Raw genomic sequence first — 15,607 nt, forward strand, 5'->3', positions numbered from 1 at the left:
GAATTTTTTGTCCAAATGGAGAAAGGATATATTCAGCAAGCTTCTTCCCATCTGGACTGGCATCTTTAAGAACTGTTAAACCGTAATCAGCTTTGACTGCGAGATTATCTGGTAATTCCACCAGTTGTAAGTCAGGTGCGGTTTCCAAGGCTGCGATACGCGAAGCGTCAAGCCTCCGGCTTATCGCACTCGTGTAATAAGCCAAAAACACATCAGCCTGCTTAGTTTCCTCCAAAAAGTACACCAAACTATTTTTTCCATCGGGAACTGGTGGAGAACTAGGTCCACCAACCAAACGTAAGGCTTTTGCATCTAGGGTTTCAAAACTACCTGGTCTCAATTCATCAGCTTTGCGAAATATTTCTTGTGCATAATCCCCAGAGGGATCGGATATGGGGGTTGAAGTGCCTAGTTTAATGTTTGGATCTAGCAGCACGTCTAAAAGGTTATCTGACGTGACCGACAACCCCGGTTTCACAACAAGAGTCATGCGATTGCTAGTGAAGTTCACCACAGATCCACTCAAACCTTCTTGATACAGTTTGAGAGGATTTCCAATGTCAGCACTAGCAAAAACATCAGCCTCTTCCCCGTTTTCCAAACGTCCCCGCAGTGTTCCAGATGGACCAAATTCTGTTTTCACAGGATTTCCGTATTCTGTGCTAAAAGCGTTAGCGACTTCTGACAGTGCACCTCTCAAACTGCCAGCCCCGTATAAAGTGACCGTGGGCGGTTCAGACTGGGTTGAATTTGTTAGTGAGGCAGCGAAAGCCCCAGAAGTCGGGGTGATATAGGAAACACAGGTTACGAGAGAGACGGCAAGTAAACATTTTCTCATATTGTTTTAGATGAACATTTTGAGTGTTAAGTCTTGGTAGAATCTGAAAACGGTGTTATCATTTCCTAACTTTTGACTAAATTTCAGGTTCTGTCACACAGAGCAATTTCTACGAAAAAACCCTGATATATATTTAGGTTTTTGTACGTTGTTATAAATTACCAATAAAATTGGTAAAAAATCAAGCTATAGTGTAGAGACGTTACCCAACGAGGGAGCCTCCAAGAGGGTGTTAACTCACGTGTAACGTTTGTACATACAGTCGTGTATGTGATTCAAACCAAAACTGCTATATTTTCTTTTTTGGATATCTTTAAGAAGAAATTAACAATACTTCCATAAACTGTTACAGGTAGTTACCAACAATGTTGGAAAATAGCAGCTATTGATACAGTTTTGGTAATCGATCTAGGCTTTGATGTTACTAGGGGGTGGTATCTCCTCTTTTGTGGATATACCAACCAATTTTGCAAATCTTCAATTAATTTGGTGGGTTAGGCGAAAACTCTGCGGTCACTAAAAACTACATCTGTTGCTAAGCATGAATTCCGCACTATCAAGAATAGCAACTATGAAAGCGAGCCGTCTGACAACAAGGCTTCGCCGACGCTTTGATATCAAACCTTCAAGAACAGCGCCAGATTTGCTCACCCTGTTTGAGGTTATCGGCTACACTGTTCTTTTGGAATCAGATATTAACATCGGTAGACACAAGGCTCAACGTAGTAGCAATGTGATGGTAGTTTTGTGCACTCGCCTTCGTAACGCCTTGAAGCAGATTAATCCCAAAGTTCCATGTGAGGTCATCGAGACAGTCATATCTGGGCTGACTAGCACTCACAGTTCTGACCTACTGGAAAATAACCGTCGTTTTCACAAACTCCTAACCGAAGGAGTTGATGTTGTCTACCAAAACGGTAACCAAATAGTTCATGACAAGGTGTGGCTTATTGACTGGTTTAATTTGCTCTCCAATGACTGGCTAGTGATCCATCCGTTTACCATTGTCCAGGGGTACCATAGTCACTGTCTTGATGTCGTTGTCTTCATCAATGGATTACCTCTAGCAGTCATTGTCTTAATGGACTCAAAGCATGAAAAAGCTAAGCTGAGTGAAGCTTATCAACGCCTCAAAACATATCAACAACAAATACCGATGCTATTTTCTTACAACGCATTTATTGCGCTAGGTGTAGGAAATTCAGCACGAGTTGGTACTTTAACCTCTGGTTGGAAAGAGTTCTTACCTTGGCGTTCAATTGAGGGCGAAGACTTTCCATATCAAGGAGAAACAGAACTAGAAATACTGATTCAAGGTATTTTTGATAAGCGGCGTTTCTTAGAGTTAGTGAAGCACTTTATAGTTTTTGAGGAAACTGGAACGAGTATTAGCAAAACATTACTTCGTCACCCTTTTTGTACAACACAAAACCCGAAAATTCGTTCGAGAATGATATGAATACGAACACAAGTTGGTATGAACAAGAACTCGTCAAAGAATTCACAACAATCGTCAATCACTCGTTTCCACAAGTTGGTGAATTACTAAACCAGTGTTATCTCAAAGTCATCCAATCCTTCTGGGGACAACACAATGTTCACTTCCTGCCTTACATTGCAATTTATTGTTCTAAAAACACGATTGCTGCTGTCAAAGCAGAAATCTATGTCTTTAGAGAAGTCGCTTTCTTTCTGGGATTAAGTAAGGTTGTTTGCCTAAATGCCACATGCCTACTGCATGATCCTAAATCAAAGTTACCGCAAGAGAATCCCCACTTGTGGTTAGAATTGCAGTGGATTGTCACACAGGAAAAAGGAAGTGTGTCATGAAGACAGGACTTTTCTGCAATTATGAAAATTATCACTCTGATGCCCGTCGCGCCATCTTGGAACAAATAGCGCTAGTCAAACACGCAGAAAGTTTGGGTTTTGAAGAAGCTTGGGTAACAGAACATCATTTTAGTGATTTCAGTGTTAGCCCATCAATTTTGCTCTTGATTGCACACTTAGCAGGCGTGACTAAAACTATCCGATTAGGTTCAGCGGCTGTGCTATTGGCATTTCATGACCCAATTCTTGTTGCAGAAGATATTACCACACTGGATAATCTTTGCAATGGGCGACTTGCTATAGGTATTGCTAAGGGTGGTCCATTTCCTGAACAAAATAAGCACTTTAACACTCCAATGAGTGAATCTCGTGCTAAAACGCTAGAAGCAATGATGCTGATTCATAAACTTCTATATCACACTGATGTGTCGTTTCTTGGCAAGTACTATCAGTGCGATCGCGTCTCAATTTACCCAAAACCTTTGCAAAAACAAATTCCAGTTTATGTAGCAACTAGTGATGAAGAAGCAATTGGGTTTGCTGCTTTAAATTCTTTCGGTTTGATGGGTGGAGCACCATTTACTCTGGATAGACTCAAGAGTAATGTTACTAAATATCGCGCTATCAATTCCAGTGGTTCTGATAAGTTTATGGTGGCACGATTCTTTTTTGTTGCTCGTACATATGATGAAGCGGTGAGTGAAGCTTTACCTTTCATTCGCACTTTTAGTCAAAGAATGAAAGCGTTGAGTGCTAAAGCACAAAAGTATGGCAATAACAGTCAACATCTCCAGGCGAATGATGGTCAAAAAAGCGCTTTTGATGAAGACGAATTGCTGGAAAATTCGATTATTGGTGATGTTGTTACTTGCAGGGACAAAATTAAGCGGTTTCAGGATGAACTGAATTTGGGCACTTTGGCACTCAAACCTGCTTCGTTGAATTTGCAAAAGAATTTTGAGAGTTTGACGCTCTATAATCAGGAGGTACAAGGTTATGTGTAATTGTTAACTATAGGACTCCTCCAAAGATTGTTACTCAGCTAGGTACAGTTTATGTTAACCAGTTATCAGTTATCAGTTATCAGCTATCAGTCATCAGCTACCTACGCAGTACCAGTTATCAGGTAGGAAACGGACTCGTCCACCCCTTGTTCACTGTTTACTGTTCACTGTTTACTGTTCACTGTTCACTGTTCACTGTTCCCTGTTCCCTATTCCCTGTTCCCTATTCCTAGTAAATCCTGTAAAAAACAATAACCCGCCTGTTCCAAATTTCCTGCAAGAGAAAAAGTCAAACTACGAATTCGGATGCTACCAACTTTGATGTTTAACGGTTCTGACAAGGGCGTTGGATAAATTAAAATTGCCTCTTGACACCCTTTCGCTTCTGCATAGGCGACCATCTGATAAATATCAGCAGTTGCTGGCTTAGAAGCAGCTTTGTACTTGGTATCTAACACATACCTAGCTATCCCCGTTGCCTGATCATAGAGTACCAAGTCAATGTCAAGGTATAATCCTTGACCCTGACCCAAATAGACTCTTTCTTGGGACTGGATATCTAAGGCTTGTGTAAGCAGTGCTGTTTCCCGATGTGCTTTCAGCCACTCTGCCACAAAGTGTTCGTAGAGTTGCGACATATTAACCAAAAAGGGTAATGTCGCGTTTGCACCCGTTTCATGACTAGGTGCAGTCTGTTGCAAAAAGAAGCGACAAAGCGCATGTAGGGGACGATAATCCTCATTCAGGCGGTTGTACTGTCGTCCTACACAAGTTCTGGGATGGCATGGTTGCAATGTCACCAATCCCTGTAGTAGATGATACGCGCGGCGCACCGTTGGTATGACCCTTTCTGTACACAAACCGCTACGGGCAATACACCAAAGTGTCCAAGCGAGAATTTGATTTTCTTCAACGTCTGCGGTATGTTCTTCGTAATAACACTGAATTTTAGTATCCCACGGTCGAGTGATCATCTGGCGTACATCAACACGTCCCCGAACATAAGGCAAATGTTCTGTCTTGGGGATGTAGGCGCAGTAGAAACCTTGACGACCTCGGTTGAGAATGCGACGGGCTAAAATATCAGCCAGCCGTTGATAAAATTCTAAGAGGGTTTGACAATCAACTAGTCCTGACAAAAAGCGAAAACTTTTGAGCTGATAGGCATACTCCAGCATTCGCAGAAGATTATCTAGCTTGACTTTGGGGCGCAGGATAATGTGAAAATCAGGAGTTAGGGGAATGTGACCGACGCATCCTTGGTTAGTTAGTCGCCAGCGATCGCCTGTTTTTGGAGAAGGAAAGTCCACACTCACCTGAGTCTCGTAGTCACGCCACAACATTTCTCCCACTACATCGGGAAGTTGCAATCGCCCCAACAACTTGGGAACATACTCAGTTAACTCTATAATTTGTGGTGATGTTACACTCATGGGTAAATTTGCTTCTTGACTTCGTTCCAGCGAAACTGTTCGACTTTACTCGGTTGGTCAAAAAAATATTCTTCCAAATACGGCTCAATCTCCAGTTGCCAAATATTCTCAATCTGGTCAGCTAAATCGGCTCGCAGGAAGAAGCTGATACCCACTTCGTTGTGAGGATTACTAATTGCTTGGTTCAGCTTTATCAGCGTTTGAATCAACTTTTGGACTGGAAAACCAGTATTTAAGTGACGGCGGCGGAGAATCTCATAGTTTGGGTACACAGGAATAAAAGCAAAGCGGCGGCGGAGGGCATGATCGACGAGTGCAATTGAGCGATCTGCTGTGTTCATCGTACCGATAATTCGTACATTGGCGGGAATGCTGAACACCTCACCTGCAGCCAAAGGTATTTTTTCGTCGCGATACTCCAACAGATACATCAACTCACCAAAAACGCGGGCAACATTGGCACGGTTAATTTCATCTATAATTAGTACGCAAATATCCTGACGACAACATGCCTTGTAACAGAAATCAAGAAACCGTCCATTAACCAGTGGATAATCCAGTTCTCCATCTATTCGTTGTGGGCGAATACCTTGTACAAAGTCCTCATAAGTATAGGCGGGGTGAAACTGGACAAGATCCACAAAACCATCACTACCACCAGTCAAATATTTAGCCAGTTTTTTGGCAATATATGTTTTACCTGTGCCTGGAGGTCCGTAAAAAATTGCCTGCTTTTTACGCTCTATTGCCTTTAACCAGTTTAACAGTGTTTCCTGTTCAATTCCAGTATCTAATGCACATTGACTGAGGGAATATTCTGGTTGCATTTCTACTGCTTCAACATCAGAAGAGAGTTCGCTAACTTCATCAATTGGGGGACGTTCTTTACAAGCATTGTCATACTTTTTAACAGCAACCAGCCAATGACAAAACATATCAAATAAGTCATCGTCTCGCATAGATGGTACACCAGTCTGACGCATCTCAGGAGCCAATTCTTCAATTAATTTTTGTCCGGTTGCGTTAATAGCTGGATACTCTGTTAGCTTCTGAGTATAAGATTTTCCTGTTAAGTAATTGATAACCTGTCGTGATGTGTTGGTAATGAGTAAAAAGTCATCCGGTCGGAGTGCATTCAGGATAGGTGTGAGCATTCCTATTTGGAAACTTTTGGTAGAAGGTAATTTTGAAAAATCCTGACAAGCTTCTCGCAACTGAGTTGGGTTTTGATAACAGTGACGGACGAAATGAAAAATGGCTTGAGCTATATTCGACCAGTCTTGTAATTTTGTCCAAACAGCATCTTCAAACCACCTTTTAATGTCTTTGTCGGTTGTTGAAGCATGATGTATCCAGAAATTTTTTTGACTGTTGTTAGCTGTTGGTGGGTAGGGGAGAAGTTGTTGCAGGACGATGACGTCGGCTATATTTTCTGTGGACTCATAGTTTGAGGCGATCGCTTGAAAATTCCCCCTTCCTTTCTCACGCTGCTCATGGTAAGCCTTTTGATGACGCAATCCAGCAGGAGTATAAGGGTAAGAACTGATAAATTCTTCAAATAACCTGATAAATTCGTGCTTCTTCTCTAAAAGAAGAACTTTTTTGTCCTTATTGAATTTAGTTTTACTCATATAACTGTTGTTTATACTAAAAAGTATAAAACGACCCAGCGATACTGAGTCGAAAAGAAGCAAACCAAAAAATAAAAAATTGGAAATCAAGCTGATTGTTGGGTTTATTGTATCGCCTGTATAACTGCTGAGGCGATCTCAGACATGACTTTCTCGCGCACTTCCAGAGGGGCTTTTGAACCTGCGATGAATACGGCGATCGCCACACGCTTTCCATCTGGGGAACTCGCGATTCCAACATCATTTGTCGCAGTACCTATCCCGAGAACATCTGGACCAGTACCTGTCTTGTGTGCAATTGACCAATTATTCGGTAGCCCTGCTTTTAGCCGCTTCTGTCCTGTTGGAGAATCAGTCATCATCTTTAGTAACAAAGTGGTAGAGTTCTGGGACAATAGTTTATTCGAGTTCAGCCTTGCCAAAAGGTCAACCATACCTTCAGGAGTCGCAGTATCTCGTTCATCGCGAAGGTACTTTTCCAGAGCAGCTTTCTTGACGCGATCTGGAATATTCTGCACAGCTTCTGCCCATTTTTGCTCGTCAGCCAATTCGGGTTGAAAGTTTTTGAGTCCCACACAATCCGGCTGTAGCTGCTGCTCTAATCGATCAACGCGAACGTTGCGAATTTGCAGCTTATTTAAGATAGCATTGACTTGCTTAGGTCCACCAAGCACTCGCACCAAAGCGTCAGCTGCAGTATTATCACTCATTCCCACAGAGCGTTCTAGAACGTTTCGCAGTGGTAACTGTACTCTATCACCTTTGAATTCCTTGATGATAGGACTCGATCCAGGAGCAAGATCCCGACGCATAATGGTGACTAATTGCTTAAACGAAATCTTGCCCTCGTCTAGTTGTTTTAAAATGGCTATGGCAGAAGGAAGCTTATACACGCTTTGCATGGGAAAGCGCTGCTTACCATTGAGAAACCAGCTTTGACCGTTATTAAGATCCAAAACCCCAATACCAACCCTACCTTGAGCGGCTGAAATATCGAGATTTTTTAACCGTTCTTGAAATAATGTCGTGTTGGACTGTGCTATTGCTAACTCAGGGCTAACTCCCATCATTCCATCTGCAAGTGACGAGGTTTGATGAATTTGTTGCTCAAGTTGCTGTGAGGATGACTCAGTGATGCTTGAAGATAAAGGGCTTAGAGATGGTTCTTGTGCTTTGAGTGGAAGCAGCATCAATGTCAGCAGAATCACTGCTGCAAACGAAAGCCAAAAACGACGTACAAAGGCTGAAAACATTTGCTGTTAAATTTCTGGGTGTGAATATTTGTTCTACCGTATCATCGACTTTATTGATGTCTTTTATGTTTCTGGTGAAAACTGTAGTAATCACTGTTAGTCTAAACTCCAGATACAAGTATCGGAGGATAATAGAAATAAGTAGCAACCTTGATACTCACTCTGACTGGTTTGTTATAGCTGCTGGATTTTCCCCGCCTAAACTCATAATAATTTTATATTCTCTCTCATTAAGATAGCGATAGCTTTGAGGTGGACGCAAATAAGATAGTTTCTCCCGTAAACGATATAAATCAATAGGATTTTCAAACTTTTTGACATTTCTTAAAAAAATTCCGACGGCAACGGTTGCTCCTTCATAATATTTATAAAAGTCTTGATAATTGATGCCAGCATGGTCTTTAACTTCCTTCCAAAAATGTTTTAGTTCATCAGTAGTAGCTTCTTTCTCAATCACAAAATCTACTTCAAAAAAACCTAAAAAACTTTTTGTAGGGGATGATACATAAACAAAGACAAGATCGCCTTTATTCAATCGAGTCCTAACTCGACGTAGTTCCACCTGCTTAGTTCGTTCTTCAAAAATTTTATGGGCATATTTAGGTTTAATTGAAAGGAGAAGTATGTTACATGGCATGAAAAAAATATATTTAAATTCATCTAATACCTAAATTATACACTCTCATAAAACCATTCTCCGGAAGTTTATAAGGGCAAGCAAGTAAGAGTTTATCTTGTTCTAAAATCCGATGTAGTTCTTGTAAGGAGACAGGATTCTTAAATAATTCCGTATCACTAAATCTAATTGCCATGATGTCACCATTTTTATCTGTTGGTATCTTCTCAACATGACTTAACTTATAAACACCTAATCTTTGAAAACGTCGGTAAAGTTCTTTGGGTTTACCAATAATGACCTCATCTACATAAGAACAAGCACGAATATAACCAACATCGTAGAAACCTTTACCTTTTCTCTCACCTTGAGTTTCACTTACATACCAGAGAATTCGACAAGGAGCATTCAAGCCCCTTGAGTTTTTTACGGAGCGATAGTAGACAGCTTCACGATTAAATGATAATTCCGGCTTAGCTCCAAAATCAGGGAAAGGAAGCATTTGATTTGCTAAATGTTCATCAAATAAATCTTTTGCCCATATAGGTTGAATAGGAATAATAAATGTAGGAATTCCCGAATCACTGATTTTTGCAGGAAAAAGGAAGCGTTCAATATCTACTAAGGCTTGAGCATCTTTGATTATATGTTCTTCTAGATTCTTCGCAATGACCATAAGAAAATTATATTCATCTCCAAGATGTGATACCAAATGAGTGAGATATTCCGAGAATTCAGAAGAAGATTTGACAACTGGTAAATTTGCCTTCAACCATCCGTTTTTAACTTGCACAAAAGCATCTTCTTGAATAGCTGTGAGCACAGCTTCCTCTAGGTAGGGGTCAGTGATTCTTGTAAATTGTCGCTGTTCTCTAGCAGACAGACATATGGATTTAAAAATCAAATGATGTGCAAGAGTAGAGGAAAGTTTGTTATTTCCAACTCGAAGCATTAATATTTCTAGCTCGTCTTTTTTCTGCCTTCCATATACAATTAAAGCAAGCGGTTGATTGACTTCTTCTCTCACGAGAACACATTCAAACTTATCTGATTCTGCTAAAAACCGCCGTAAATGTTGCTGAAACTCAGTTTGATATTCATCTCTTTGAGAGTTTTGAAAGTAGTTTACCAAAAAGTCTTCTTCCCCAATTTTTACTCGTGTTTGCTCTAAGCATGTGCCAGAAAGACGTACAGGTTGATAGTCAGGTTTATGCCGAAGTTCGTCTAGTTGATTTATCAGTTCGTCAGGATGAATAACTGATAATATAAAACTTTCATGAATTCTATTTCCTAAGTCTAGTAATTCCTCATCTTTCGTCAACAATAAATGAGAATCGGATGTAATAGCCCTAGCAATATAACGCAACTTATATTCATTAAATTCAACTTGGTACTTTTTTAAAAAGTTTTGTAAAAGAATCTGGTTTATTTCCATTTTTTGATTGTCACAAGGTAAGCAGGGAAAAGTTTCTGCAAAGCTGCGCAGGCTGTTTCTCTCATGAGTCTTTTCAATTTTGTTAATTTGATTGAAAATTTCGTCATTGATGCACAACGTTAACTCAGTCTGTATCCAATCAGCTAGTAAAAAAAATGGTTCTTCAGTATCAAAATTTTCGTCTTTGTGTAAGTCAAAGAAAATATCAGGAGCAATCATCACACATAACTTTGACTCAAGTTGCTGCTCAATAATTCTAGAAAATAGAGGAAGAGGATTGTGTTCCAAAACCCAACGAGTAAGAATTGTTTTCTTCTTTTTACTCCTCCCTTCTAAATCCTCGCAAGCAATAAAGCCAAAGCTCGACCACATTCCTTGTAGATTATAATCCCGACGACAACTTAGCTTAATTCCGCGAGAAGATGTTGTTATTTGTTTGAGGCGATCGACAAGTTGTTTGGCTACTCCCTTACCCCGACATGAAGGATCAATACACAGATGAGTGATAGTGAACCAGTCATACGAACGTCGATACAACAGGTAACCAATGCAGCCAGCTTCAGAATCAAGCGCTACAAGGATTTGACGATGCGTTGCTCGTTCTTCAAATGCTCCTTTAGGCAAGTTACCAAGTGTTTTTGAGTTTGCTCGCCACAGTTTTATGACTGTTGCTAGGTATGGAGAATGATTATCTATTGCTTCAATCTTGATCTGTGCGTTAGTTGTCACTTTTTGGTTTCCTTGGACAGTTTCATAGCTGCAATATCTTTCATAGTAAATCCGTCACCTTGTGAATATAGTTGGTATTACAGCGTTCCGTGCGGAGATTATTTGTGGGGATATTCTGAGTTGGTGTGTTCTTCTTATACCAATTTTAAAAAAGAATGCGACAGATACACACTCCCAAACCCTTGCGATGTCTGACTTTCTTCATTTTGAACTTTGAATTTTGAATTTTGAATTGGTATTAGCTACCCTACGGGAAGCCGCTAGCCCCTAAGGGGGCGCTGCGCAAACGCGTCTACACTCCGTTACGCTCGTAATGACATTTTACGTTTAATTAGGTTGACCTACTTATCTACTCTTCACTCTTCAGTAAACCCGTAGAATATACATCTAAAAATAACGTCGCTTGCTGCTGCGTGCGGAGAATAGAAGCAGGACAATCTGCAGTAATATCCCCCTCCAATATCTGTTTCACTATCTTCGCCTTACGTTTTCCTGGTGCAAGACAAATGATTTTTTTTGCCGAACAAATCATTGGGAGAGTAACAGTAAAAGCGTATTGCGGCACACTTTCCAAACTGGAAAAATATCCTGTATTGACTTGTTGCTGACGGTTCACAGTATCCAGCTTTACAAGTTTCAATGTATGGGGATCGTTAAAATCTGCTACTGCTGGATCATTAAAAGCCAAGTGCCCGTTTTCACCAATACCTAGACAGCATAAATCAATGGGTTGTGCTTGCAGGAGTTTGGTGTAGCGATCGCACTCTGCCAAAGGTTGCATAGCATCACCTTCTATATAGTGAAATTCCTTGGGACTAACCCGCATTTCAACCCGTTCCCGCAGATAGCGCCGAAAACTCGCCGAATTATCCGCAGAAATGCCCAAATATTCATCCAGATGGAAACAGGTAATCCGTGACCAATCTACACCACTCAATGCTATCAAAGCATCAAGAAATTTCATCTGGGAGTTGCCCGTCGCTAGCAATAAAGCTGCAGTATCCTTTTGCTGGAGGGTGTGCTGCAAATGTTTTTGTACAATTCCCGCTACATCCTGCGCCAGTTCAACTTCAGAATTATAAACTTGCACCTGTAAAGCATCGACGCGAAAAGAATTTTTGGCGGTTGACATCGGAGTATACAGAATATTTTCAGACAAACTCAAGAATGCAGACAGATTCACCGACCTCGCCCTAAAAGGGACGAGGATTGCCCGAACCAATTCGGGCAACGCAAGCGGTGAATAGCCCAGCCCTTGCCTAATTCTGGCACAGACCTCCGGATGCTTCTCCAGTCCGGATTCATCTCTAAGCTTGATTGGTCAAGCGTTGGGTAATGCCAAGACATCTTGAATTAGGTGGGCGAGGAGACTAACTACGGGTTTGCTGGTTCCTGGGATTATATCCATTTAAAAACCAGCATTCAAATATAAAGCCGTGCTAAAAGCACGGGGTTTCTACCCAGGTTTTTCGATGACAAACTAGAACAAAACAATGTAAAATCTGTAAAGAAACTTTACAAGAGTTTACACCTTAAATACCATGCTAGCTGCAATTCTCTTTGACCTAGATGGAACGATCGCCAACACTGACCCCATACACTACCAAGCTTGGCGGGAAATGCTGATGGGCTACGACATGGACATTGATGAAACATTTTATAAATCCCGAATTAGCGGGCGGACGAATCCACAAATTATAGAAGACCTCCTGCCACAATTATCACCCGAAGAAGGTGCAAAGTTTGCAGACGAAAAAGAGGCTCTTTTCCGCCAAAAAGCCAAGACTATTCTCAAACCTCTAAGCGGATTTTCAGAACTCATAGCATGGACAGATGCGCATCAACTGAAACGTGCTTTGGTAACGAATGCTCCTAGATTAAATGTCCAATTCGTGCTAGAAGTTTTGGAAATAAAAGAAGTCTTTCACACAGTTGTCATAGCAGAAAATGAAATAGCTGCAAAACCAGATCCTGCACCTTACCAAGTTTCCTTAAACAGGTTCGGTATCACAGCAGAACAAGCAATAGCACTAGAAGATTCTCCCTCTGGAATTCGTTCTGCTGTGGGCGCTGGTATTCGCACTATTGGCGTGACAACGACTCAGGAGTCAAAAGTTCTCCTGTCACTTGGGGCATTTATGACAGTTCCAGACTTCACTGATTTGCAACTGTGGACACTTCTCAACTCGTCGGTACAGGAAGATGTGGCTTGTCTAGATTTATAAAGTTTGGCGGGATGTGTGGAAACCTGATCGAAGAGGCAGGGGCAGGGAGCACAGGGAGCAACACCAGAAAAAATTACCCTGCCATGTAGGTTTGATGCCCCTTCTTTCAAGAATGGAGAAGAAAAAATTGTTGAGAGACGCAAGGCAGAGCCAGCGCTTGACTAGGGTTGCAAATAGACCAAAATCTGATTTTTGCCAAGAATATATTATTTTCAACCTTTAGATAGATGCTTATCTAGTAAATTGTGAATTATGCGAAATTTCCCAGAATGACTTAAGAAAATATAAATTTAGTGAAAAATTTGATTTTTTACTAAATCACTCTTGACAAAACCTTTGATTATAGAATAAAACAAAACAGTACATTCATATACAGATTTAGTTAGAACTTGTCTTCTGTGATAACTTCTCAATTTATCAAAATCTTTTGATGAAAAAAGAGTTAGTGGTTGGCATCTTCAACTAGCAGATATTGCAGTTAAGTTTAACTGTTGCTATTTTTACACCCTTGAAGCTGTTTTCAAACTTTTTGCAACGCCACTTCATCACCCTACATTTCTGGAGGATAAGTTATTAAACAGTTAGGTAGAATTCATGAAAATCATCAAAACTTATGCAGAGGAGTTTTGTATTATTTATCCATATAGGATGAATAGTAGAACATGATTCTATCTGTGCACAGACATGAAAATAAGCTGTGCAGTTCTTGGGTTACAGCGGTTTTTAGGTAAGGTGGGCATTGCTTATCAACATCTCAAATGTCCATCATATAAGCTTTTAGGAGCACTGGCTCCCCTAGGATTTGTGGTCTAACCATAGAATCAGCGCTGCAACTAGTAATACCAAAAAAATCCCACCTAGAACTACTTTTTTCCCCTGGCAAATGTCATTTGCAGCTTTGATAACAGGGGTAGTTAAACCTGATTTGGGATGTTCTTTTCAAGGAACGTAATCATCTTTTTGCTAACCACTATAGTTAATTAGATAAATAACAGCTACCTATCTGATGTACTTTTCAGACAAATTGATTCTACGTCTGTAAAAACTGCGCGTCCGAGATTTCAGAACAGATGTGGAAGCATTTTTCCACCTGCTTAAATTTGACAATCACTGCTCCAGAATTCTGTTAAAAAATTCAGGTAATGTAATGATTTTTGAGATTTCTGACTTTTATGAAAGCAAGTTTTTAACACCTTGTCAGCGTCAGGTTTTGTTGAAGAATTTGCAAGCTAATTTGCAACCAGAATACCGTCGGAGGATAGAAATTATGTTGCTGGCAGATATGGGTAAATCGCAAACCCAAATCTGTAAGATTTTAGGTTGTTCTCAGGAGATGGCGCGGTATTGGATCACCGTCGCACAGCTAGGTTTGGCGGACAAATGGCAGGAACGACCGATAGGTAGACCGAAGATTGTCAACGACCAATATATCCAAAGGTTAAAAGAATTGTTTAGTCATAGTCCGCGTAAATATGGTTATGCATTTAGTTCTTGGACATCTCAATGGTTAAGCAAACATTTAGCAACTGAATTTGGGATTGAAATCAGCGATCGCCACATCAATCGCCTGCTAAAACAAATGGGGCTTTCTACACAACAGAAACGCTCTTCTAAAAAGCAAGCAACTAAAGACACCAAGGAAACTGGCATTCGGATCTGTGACTTGCAATCTCACAGTGAGCCTAGTTTTCATTGGTTATTCAATCATCATGCAAATTAATAACTAACTCTTGGGATGGAGAAGAAATCATGTCATCAGGGTTTTCCCAAGAACAACTGAGTCAACAACTCATGACTTTCTTAGGAGAGAAGCTTTCACCAAAGGAAGTGATGAATTGTTTAAAAGAAGTGGAAATTGTCGAACCACCTGTAGCAAAGCTGTTTTGGCAATCAACAGACTCTCAGCCGGGAATTTATATAGTCCTTGCGGGTAAAGTGCGACTGCTGGATAGTTCTGGTAACTTAATCTCCACTCTTGCAGCAGGATCATCATTTGGTGAGGTGACTCTGTTTGCAGAAGAAGGCTTTATTCCTTACGCTGCTAGAGCTTCACATAACTTAAAACTCTGTTATATCAGCGCAGATGCATTGCAGATTTTGATGGAGAAATACCCCAAAATCCGCGATCGCCTGTTGAAAAGCACAGAACTTTGGGATTTGCAGTTGTTGTATCAAAATCAACACCCAAATACACCTGTTCATAACATATTTCAAGCCTTCTCCCTGTTTGAAAGGCATTCATTCAATAAATTTCAAGAAATTGAGGTAGATCCAGATACTAAGTTATGGCTGTTACATCGAGGCAAACTACAGCGTTCTGACGGTAGTTGTTTGACTTCAGGCAAAATCTATGCTGTTCCACAAGATACTTGTTGGCAAGCGACTCAACCAACAATTCTGTACAGTCTCCGGAATTCTGCTTGGCTTGCAGCAGTGCAACACTTGCCCCAATTAACAGAATTGATTGCTTCTGATTCTAAACAAATTACAACTGAGGAAAACGAAGCGCCGCCTCAGACTTCATTTCCACAAAGACGTACCAATAGCAGGAAAGTCATTCCATTTCCCTCGCACGCCGCCCCCCCAAAACAAAAGCGACAGCGACGTGTCTAC

At 40.7% G+C, this 15,607-nt stretch carries 13 protein-coding genes; 6 read left to right on the forward strand and 7 right to left on the reverse strand.

The features are described 5' to 3' along the window. Positions 1 to 700, reverse strand: a 700-nt coding sequence (locus DP116_RS10240; RefSeq protein WP_246275566.1) for a substrate-binding domain-containing protein, incomplete at its 3' end; no start/stop codon positions are given. 709 nt (positions 701 to 1,409) lie between these two features. Here DP116_RS10240 and DP116_RS10245 point away from each other — a divergent pair. The 3 genes from DP116_RS10245 to DP116_RS10255 are packed head-to-tail and all read left to right on the forward strand — an operon-like array spanning position 1,410 to position 3,672. After that, positions 1,410 to 2,297, forward strand: coding sequence for a type I restriction endonuclease (locus tag DP116_RS10245; RefSeq protein ID WP_169155092.1), 888 nt, complete (start codon positions 1,410 to 1,412; stop codon positions 2,295 to 2,297). Then, positions 2,294 to 2,668, forward strand: a complete 375-nt coding sequence (locus DP116_RS10250; RefSeq protein WP_169155093.1) for a hypothetical protein — start codon at positions 2,294 to 2,296, stop codon at positions 2,666 to 2,668. The genes DP116_RS10245 and DP116_RS10250 overlap by 4 nt, the downstream gene beginning before the upstream one ends. Next, on the forward strand, positions 2,665 to 3,672 hold the full coding sequence (locus tag DP116_RS10255) for an LLM class flavin-dependent oxidoreductase (RefSeq protein ID WP_169155094.1): 1,008 nt from the start codon (positions 2,665 to 2,667) through the stop codon (positions 3,670 to 3,672). The genes DP116_RS10250 and DP116_RS10255 overlap by 4 nt, the downstream gene beginning before the upstream one ends. Positions 3,673 to 3,881: 209 nt before the next feature. On the opposite strand, the gene DP116_RS10260 is transcribed toward DP116_RS10255, so the two are convergent. The 6 genes from DP116_RS10260 to DP116_RS10285 all read right to left on the reverse strand — a co-directional run bounded on the left by DP116_RS10260 (position 3,882) and on the right by DP116_RS10285 (position 11,901). Beyond that, positions 3,882 to 5,105: an McrC family protein gene (locus DP116_RS10260; RefSeq protein WP_169155095.1), complete on the reverse strand. Its 1,224-nt coding sequence runs from the start codon at positions 5,103 to 5,105 to the stop codon at positions 3,882 to 3,884. After that, the gene (locus DP116_RS10265; protein ID WP_169155096.1) at positions 5,102 to 6,736 is read right to left on the reverse strand and encodes an McrB family protein; all 1,635 of its coding nucleotides are present in this window, start codon (positions 6,734 to 6,736) and stop codon (positions 5,102 to 5,104) included. The genes DP116_RS10260 and DP116_RS10265 overlap by 4 nt, the downstream gene beginning before the upstream one ends. A gap of 104 nt (positions 6,737 to 6,840) precedes the next feature. After that, positions 6,841 to 7,989 (reverse strand): class A beta-lactamase, encoded by a 1,149-nt coding sequence (bla, locus tag DP116_RS10270; RefSeq protein WP_169155097.1) that lies wholly within the window; start codon positions 7,987 to 7,989, stop codon positions 6,841 to 6,843. 157 nt (positions 7,990 to 8,146) lie between these two features. Beyond that, positions 8,147 to 8,626 (reverse strand): ASCH domain-containing protein, encoded by a 480-nt coding sequence (locus DP116_RS10275; RefSeq protein WP_169155098.1) that lies wholly within the window; start codon positions 8,624 to 8,626, stop codon positions 8,147 to 8,149. A 19-nt stretch (positions 8,627 to 8,645) separates the two neighbouring features. Then, positions 8,646 to 10,769 (reverse strand): GNAT family N-acetyltransferase, encoded by a 2,124-nt coding sequence (locus DP116_RS10280; RefSeq protein WP_169155099.1) that lies wholly within the window; start codon positions 10,767 to 10,769, stop codon positions 8,646 to 8,648. Between the two features lie 349 nt (positions 10,770 to 11,118). Continuing rightward, a complete protein-coding gene (locus DP116_RS10285) occupies positions 11,119 to 11,901 on the reverse strand; it encodes a glucosamine-6-phosphate deaminase (protein WP_169155100.1) in 783 nt (260 codons plus the stop codon). A 409-nt stretch (positions 11,902 to 12,310) separates the two neighbouring features. Between DP116_RS10285 and DP116_RS10290 the strand changes: the two genes are divergently transcribed. The 3 genes from DP116_RS10290 to DP116_RS29180 all read left to right on the forward strand — a co-directional run. Continuing rightward, entirely contained in the window at positions 12,311 to 12,994 is a 684-nt protein-coding gene (locus tag DP116_RS10290) for an HAD family hydrolase (RefSeq protein ID WP_169155101.1), read from the forward strand. Between the two features lie 1,147 nt (positions 12,995 to 14,141). Next, positions 14,142 to 14,714, forward strand: a complete 573-nt coding sequence (locus DP116_RS10295; RefSeq protein ID WP_169155102.1) for a helix-turn-helix domain-containing protein — start codon at positions 14,142 to 14,144, stop codon at positions 14,712 to 14,714. Between the two features lie 29 nt (positions 14,715 to 14,743). Continuing rightward, positions 14,744 to 15,607 (forward strand): cyclic nucleotide-binding domain-containing protein (locus DP116_RS29180; RefSeq protein ID WP_246275568.1); only part of this gene is annotated, 864 nt, incomplete at its 3' end.

The organism is Brasilonema bromeliae SPC951, from assembly GCF_012912135.1.
GTDB lineage: Bacteria > Cyanobacteriota > Cyanobacteriia > Cyanobacteriales > Nostocaceae > Brasilonema > Brasilonema bromeliae.

Excerpts from the sequence above, each read along its gene's own strand:
- DP116_RS10250 (WP_169155093.1), top strand. The coding sequence starts at position 2,294 with ATGAATACGAACACAAGTTGGTATGAACAAGAACTCGTCAAAGAATTC.
- bla (WP_169155097.1), bottom strand. The coding sequence starts at position 7,989 with ATGTTTTCAGCCTTTGTACGTCGTTTTTGGCTTTCGTTTGCAGCAGTG.
- DP116_RS10260 (WP_169155095.1), bottom strand. The coding sequence starts at position 5,105 with ATGAGTGTAACATCACCACAAATTATAGAGTTAACTGAGTATGTTCCC.
- DP116_RS10295 (WP_169155102.1), top strand. The coding sequence starts at position 14,142 with ATGATTTTTGAGATTTCTGACTTTTATGAAAGCAAGTTTTTAACACCT.
- DP116_RS10290 (WP_169155101.1), top strand. The coding sequence starts at position 12,311 with ATGCTAGCTGCAATTCTCTTTGACCTAGATGGAACGATCGCCAACACT.
- DP116_RS10275 (WP_169155098.1), bottom strand. The coding sequence starts at position 8,626 with ATGCCATGTAACATACTTCTCCTTTCAATTAAACCTAAATATGCCCAT.
- DP116_RS10265 (WP_169155096.1), bottom strand. The coding sequence starts at position 6,736 with ATGAGTAAAACTAAATTCAATAAGGACAAAAAAGTTCTTCTTTTAGAG.
- DP116_RS10255 (WP_169155094.1), top strand. The coding sequence starts at position 2,665 with ATGAAGACAGGACTTTTCTGCAATTATGAAAATTATCACTCTGATGCC.
- DP116_RS10245 (WP_169155092.1), top strand. The coding sequence starts at position 1,410 with ATGAAAGCGAGCCGTCTGACAACAAGGCTTCGCCGACGCTTTGATATC.
- DP116_RS10285 (WP_169155100.1), bottom strand. The coding sequence starts at position 11,901 with ATGTCAACCGCCAAAAATTCTTTTCGCGTCGATGCTTTACAGGTGCAA.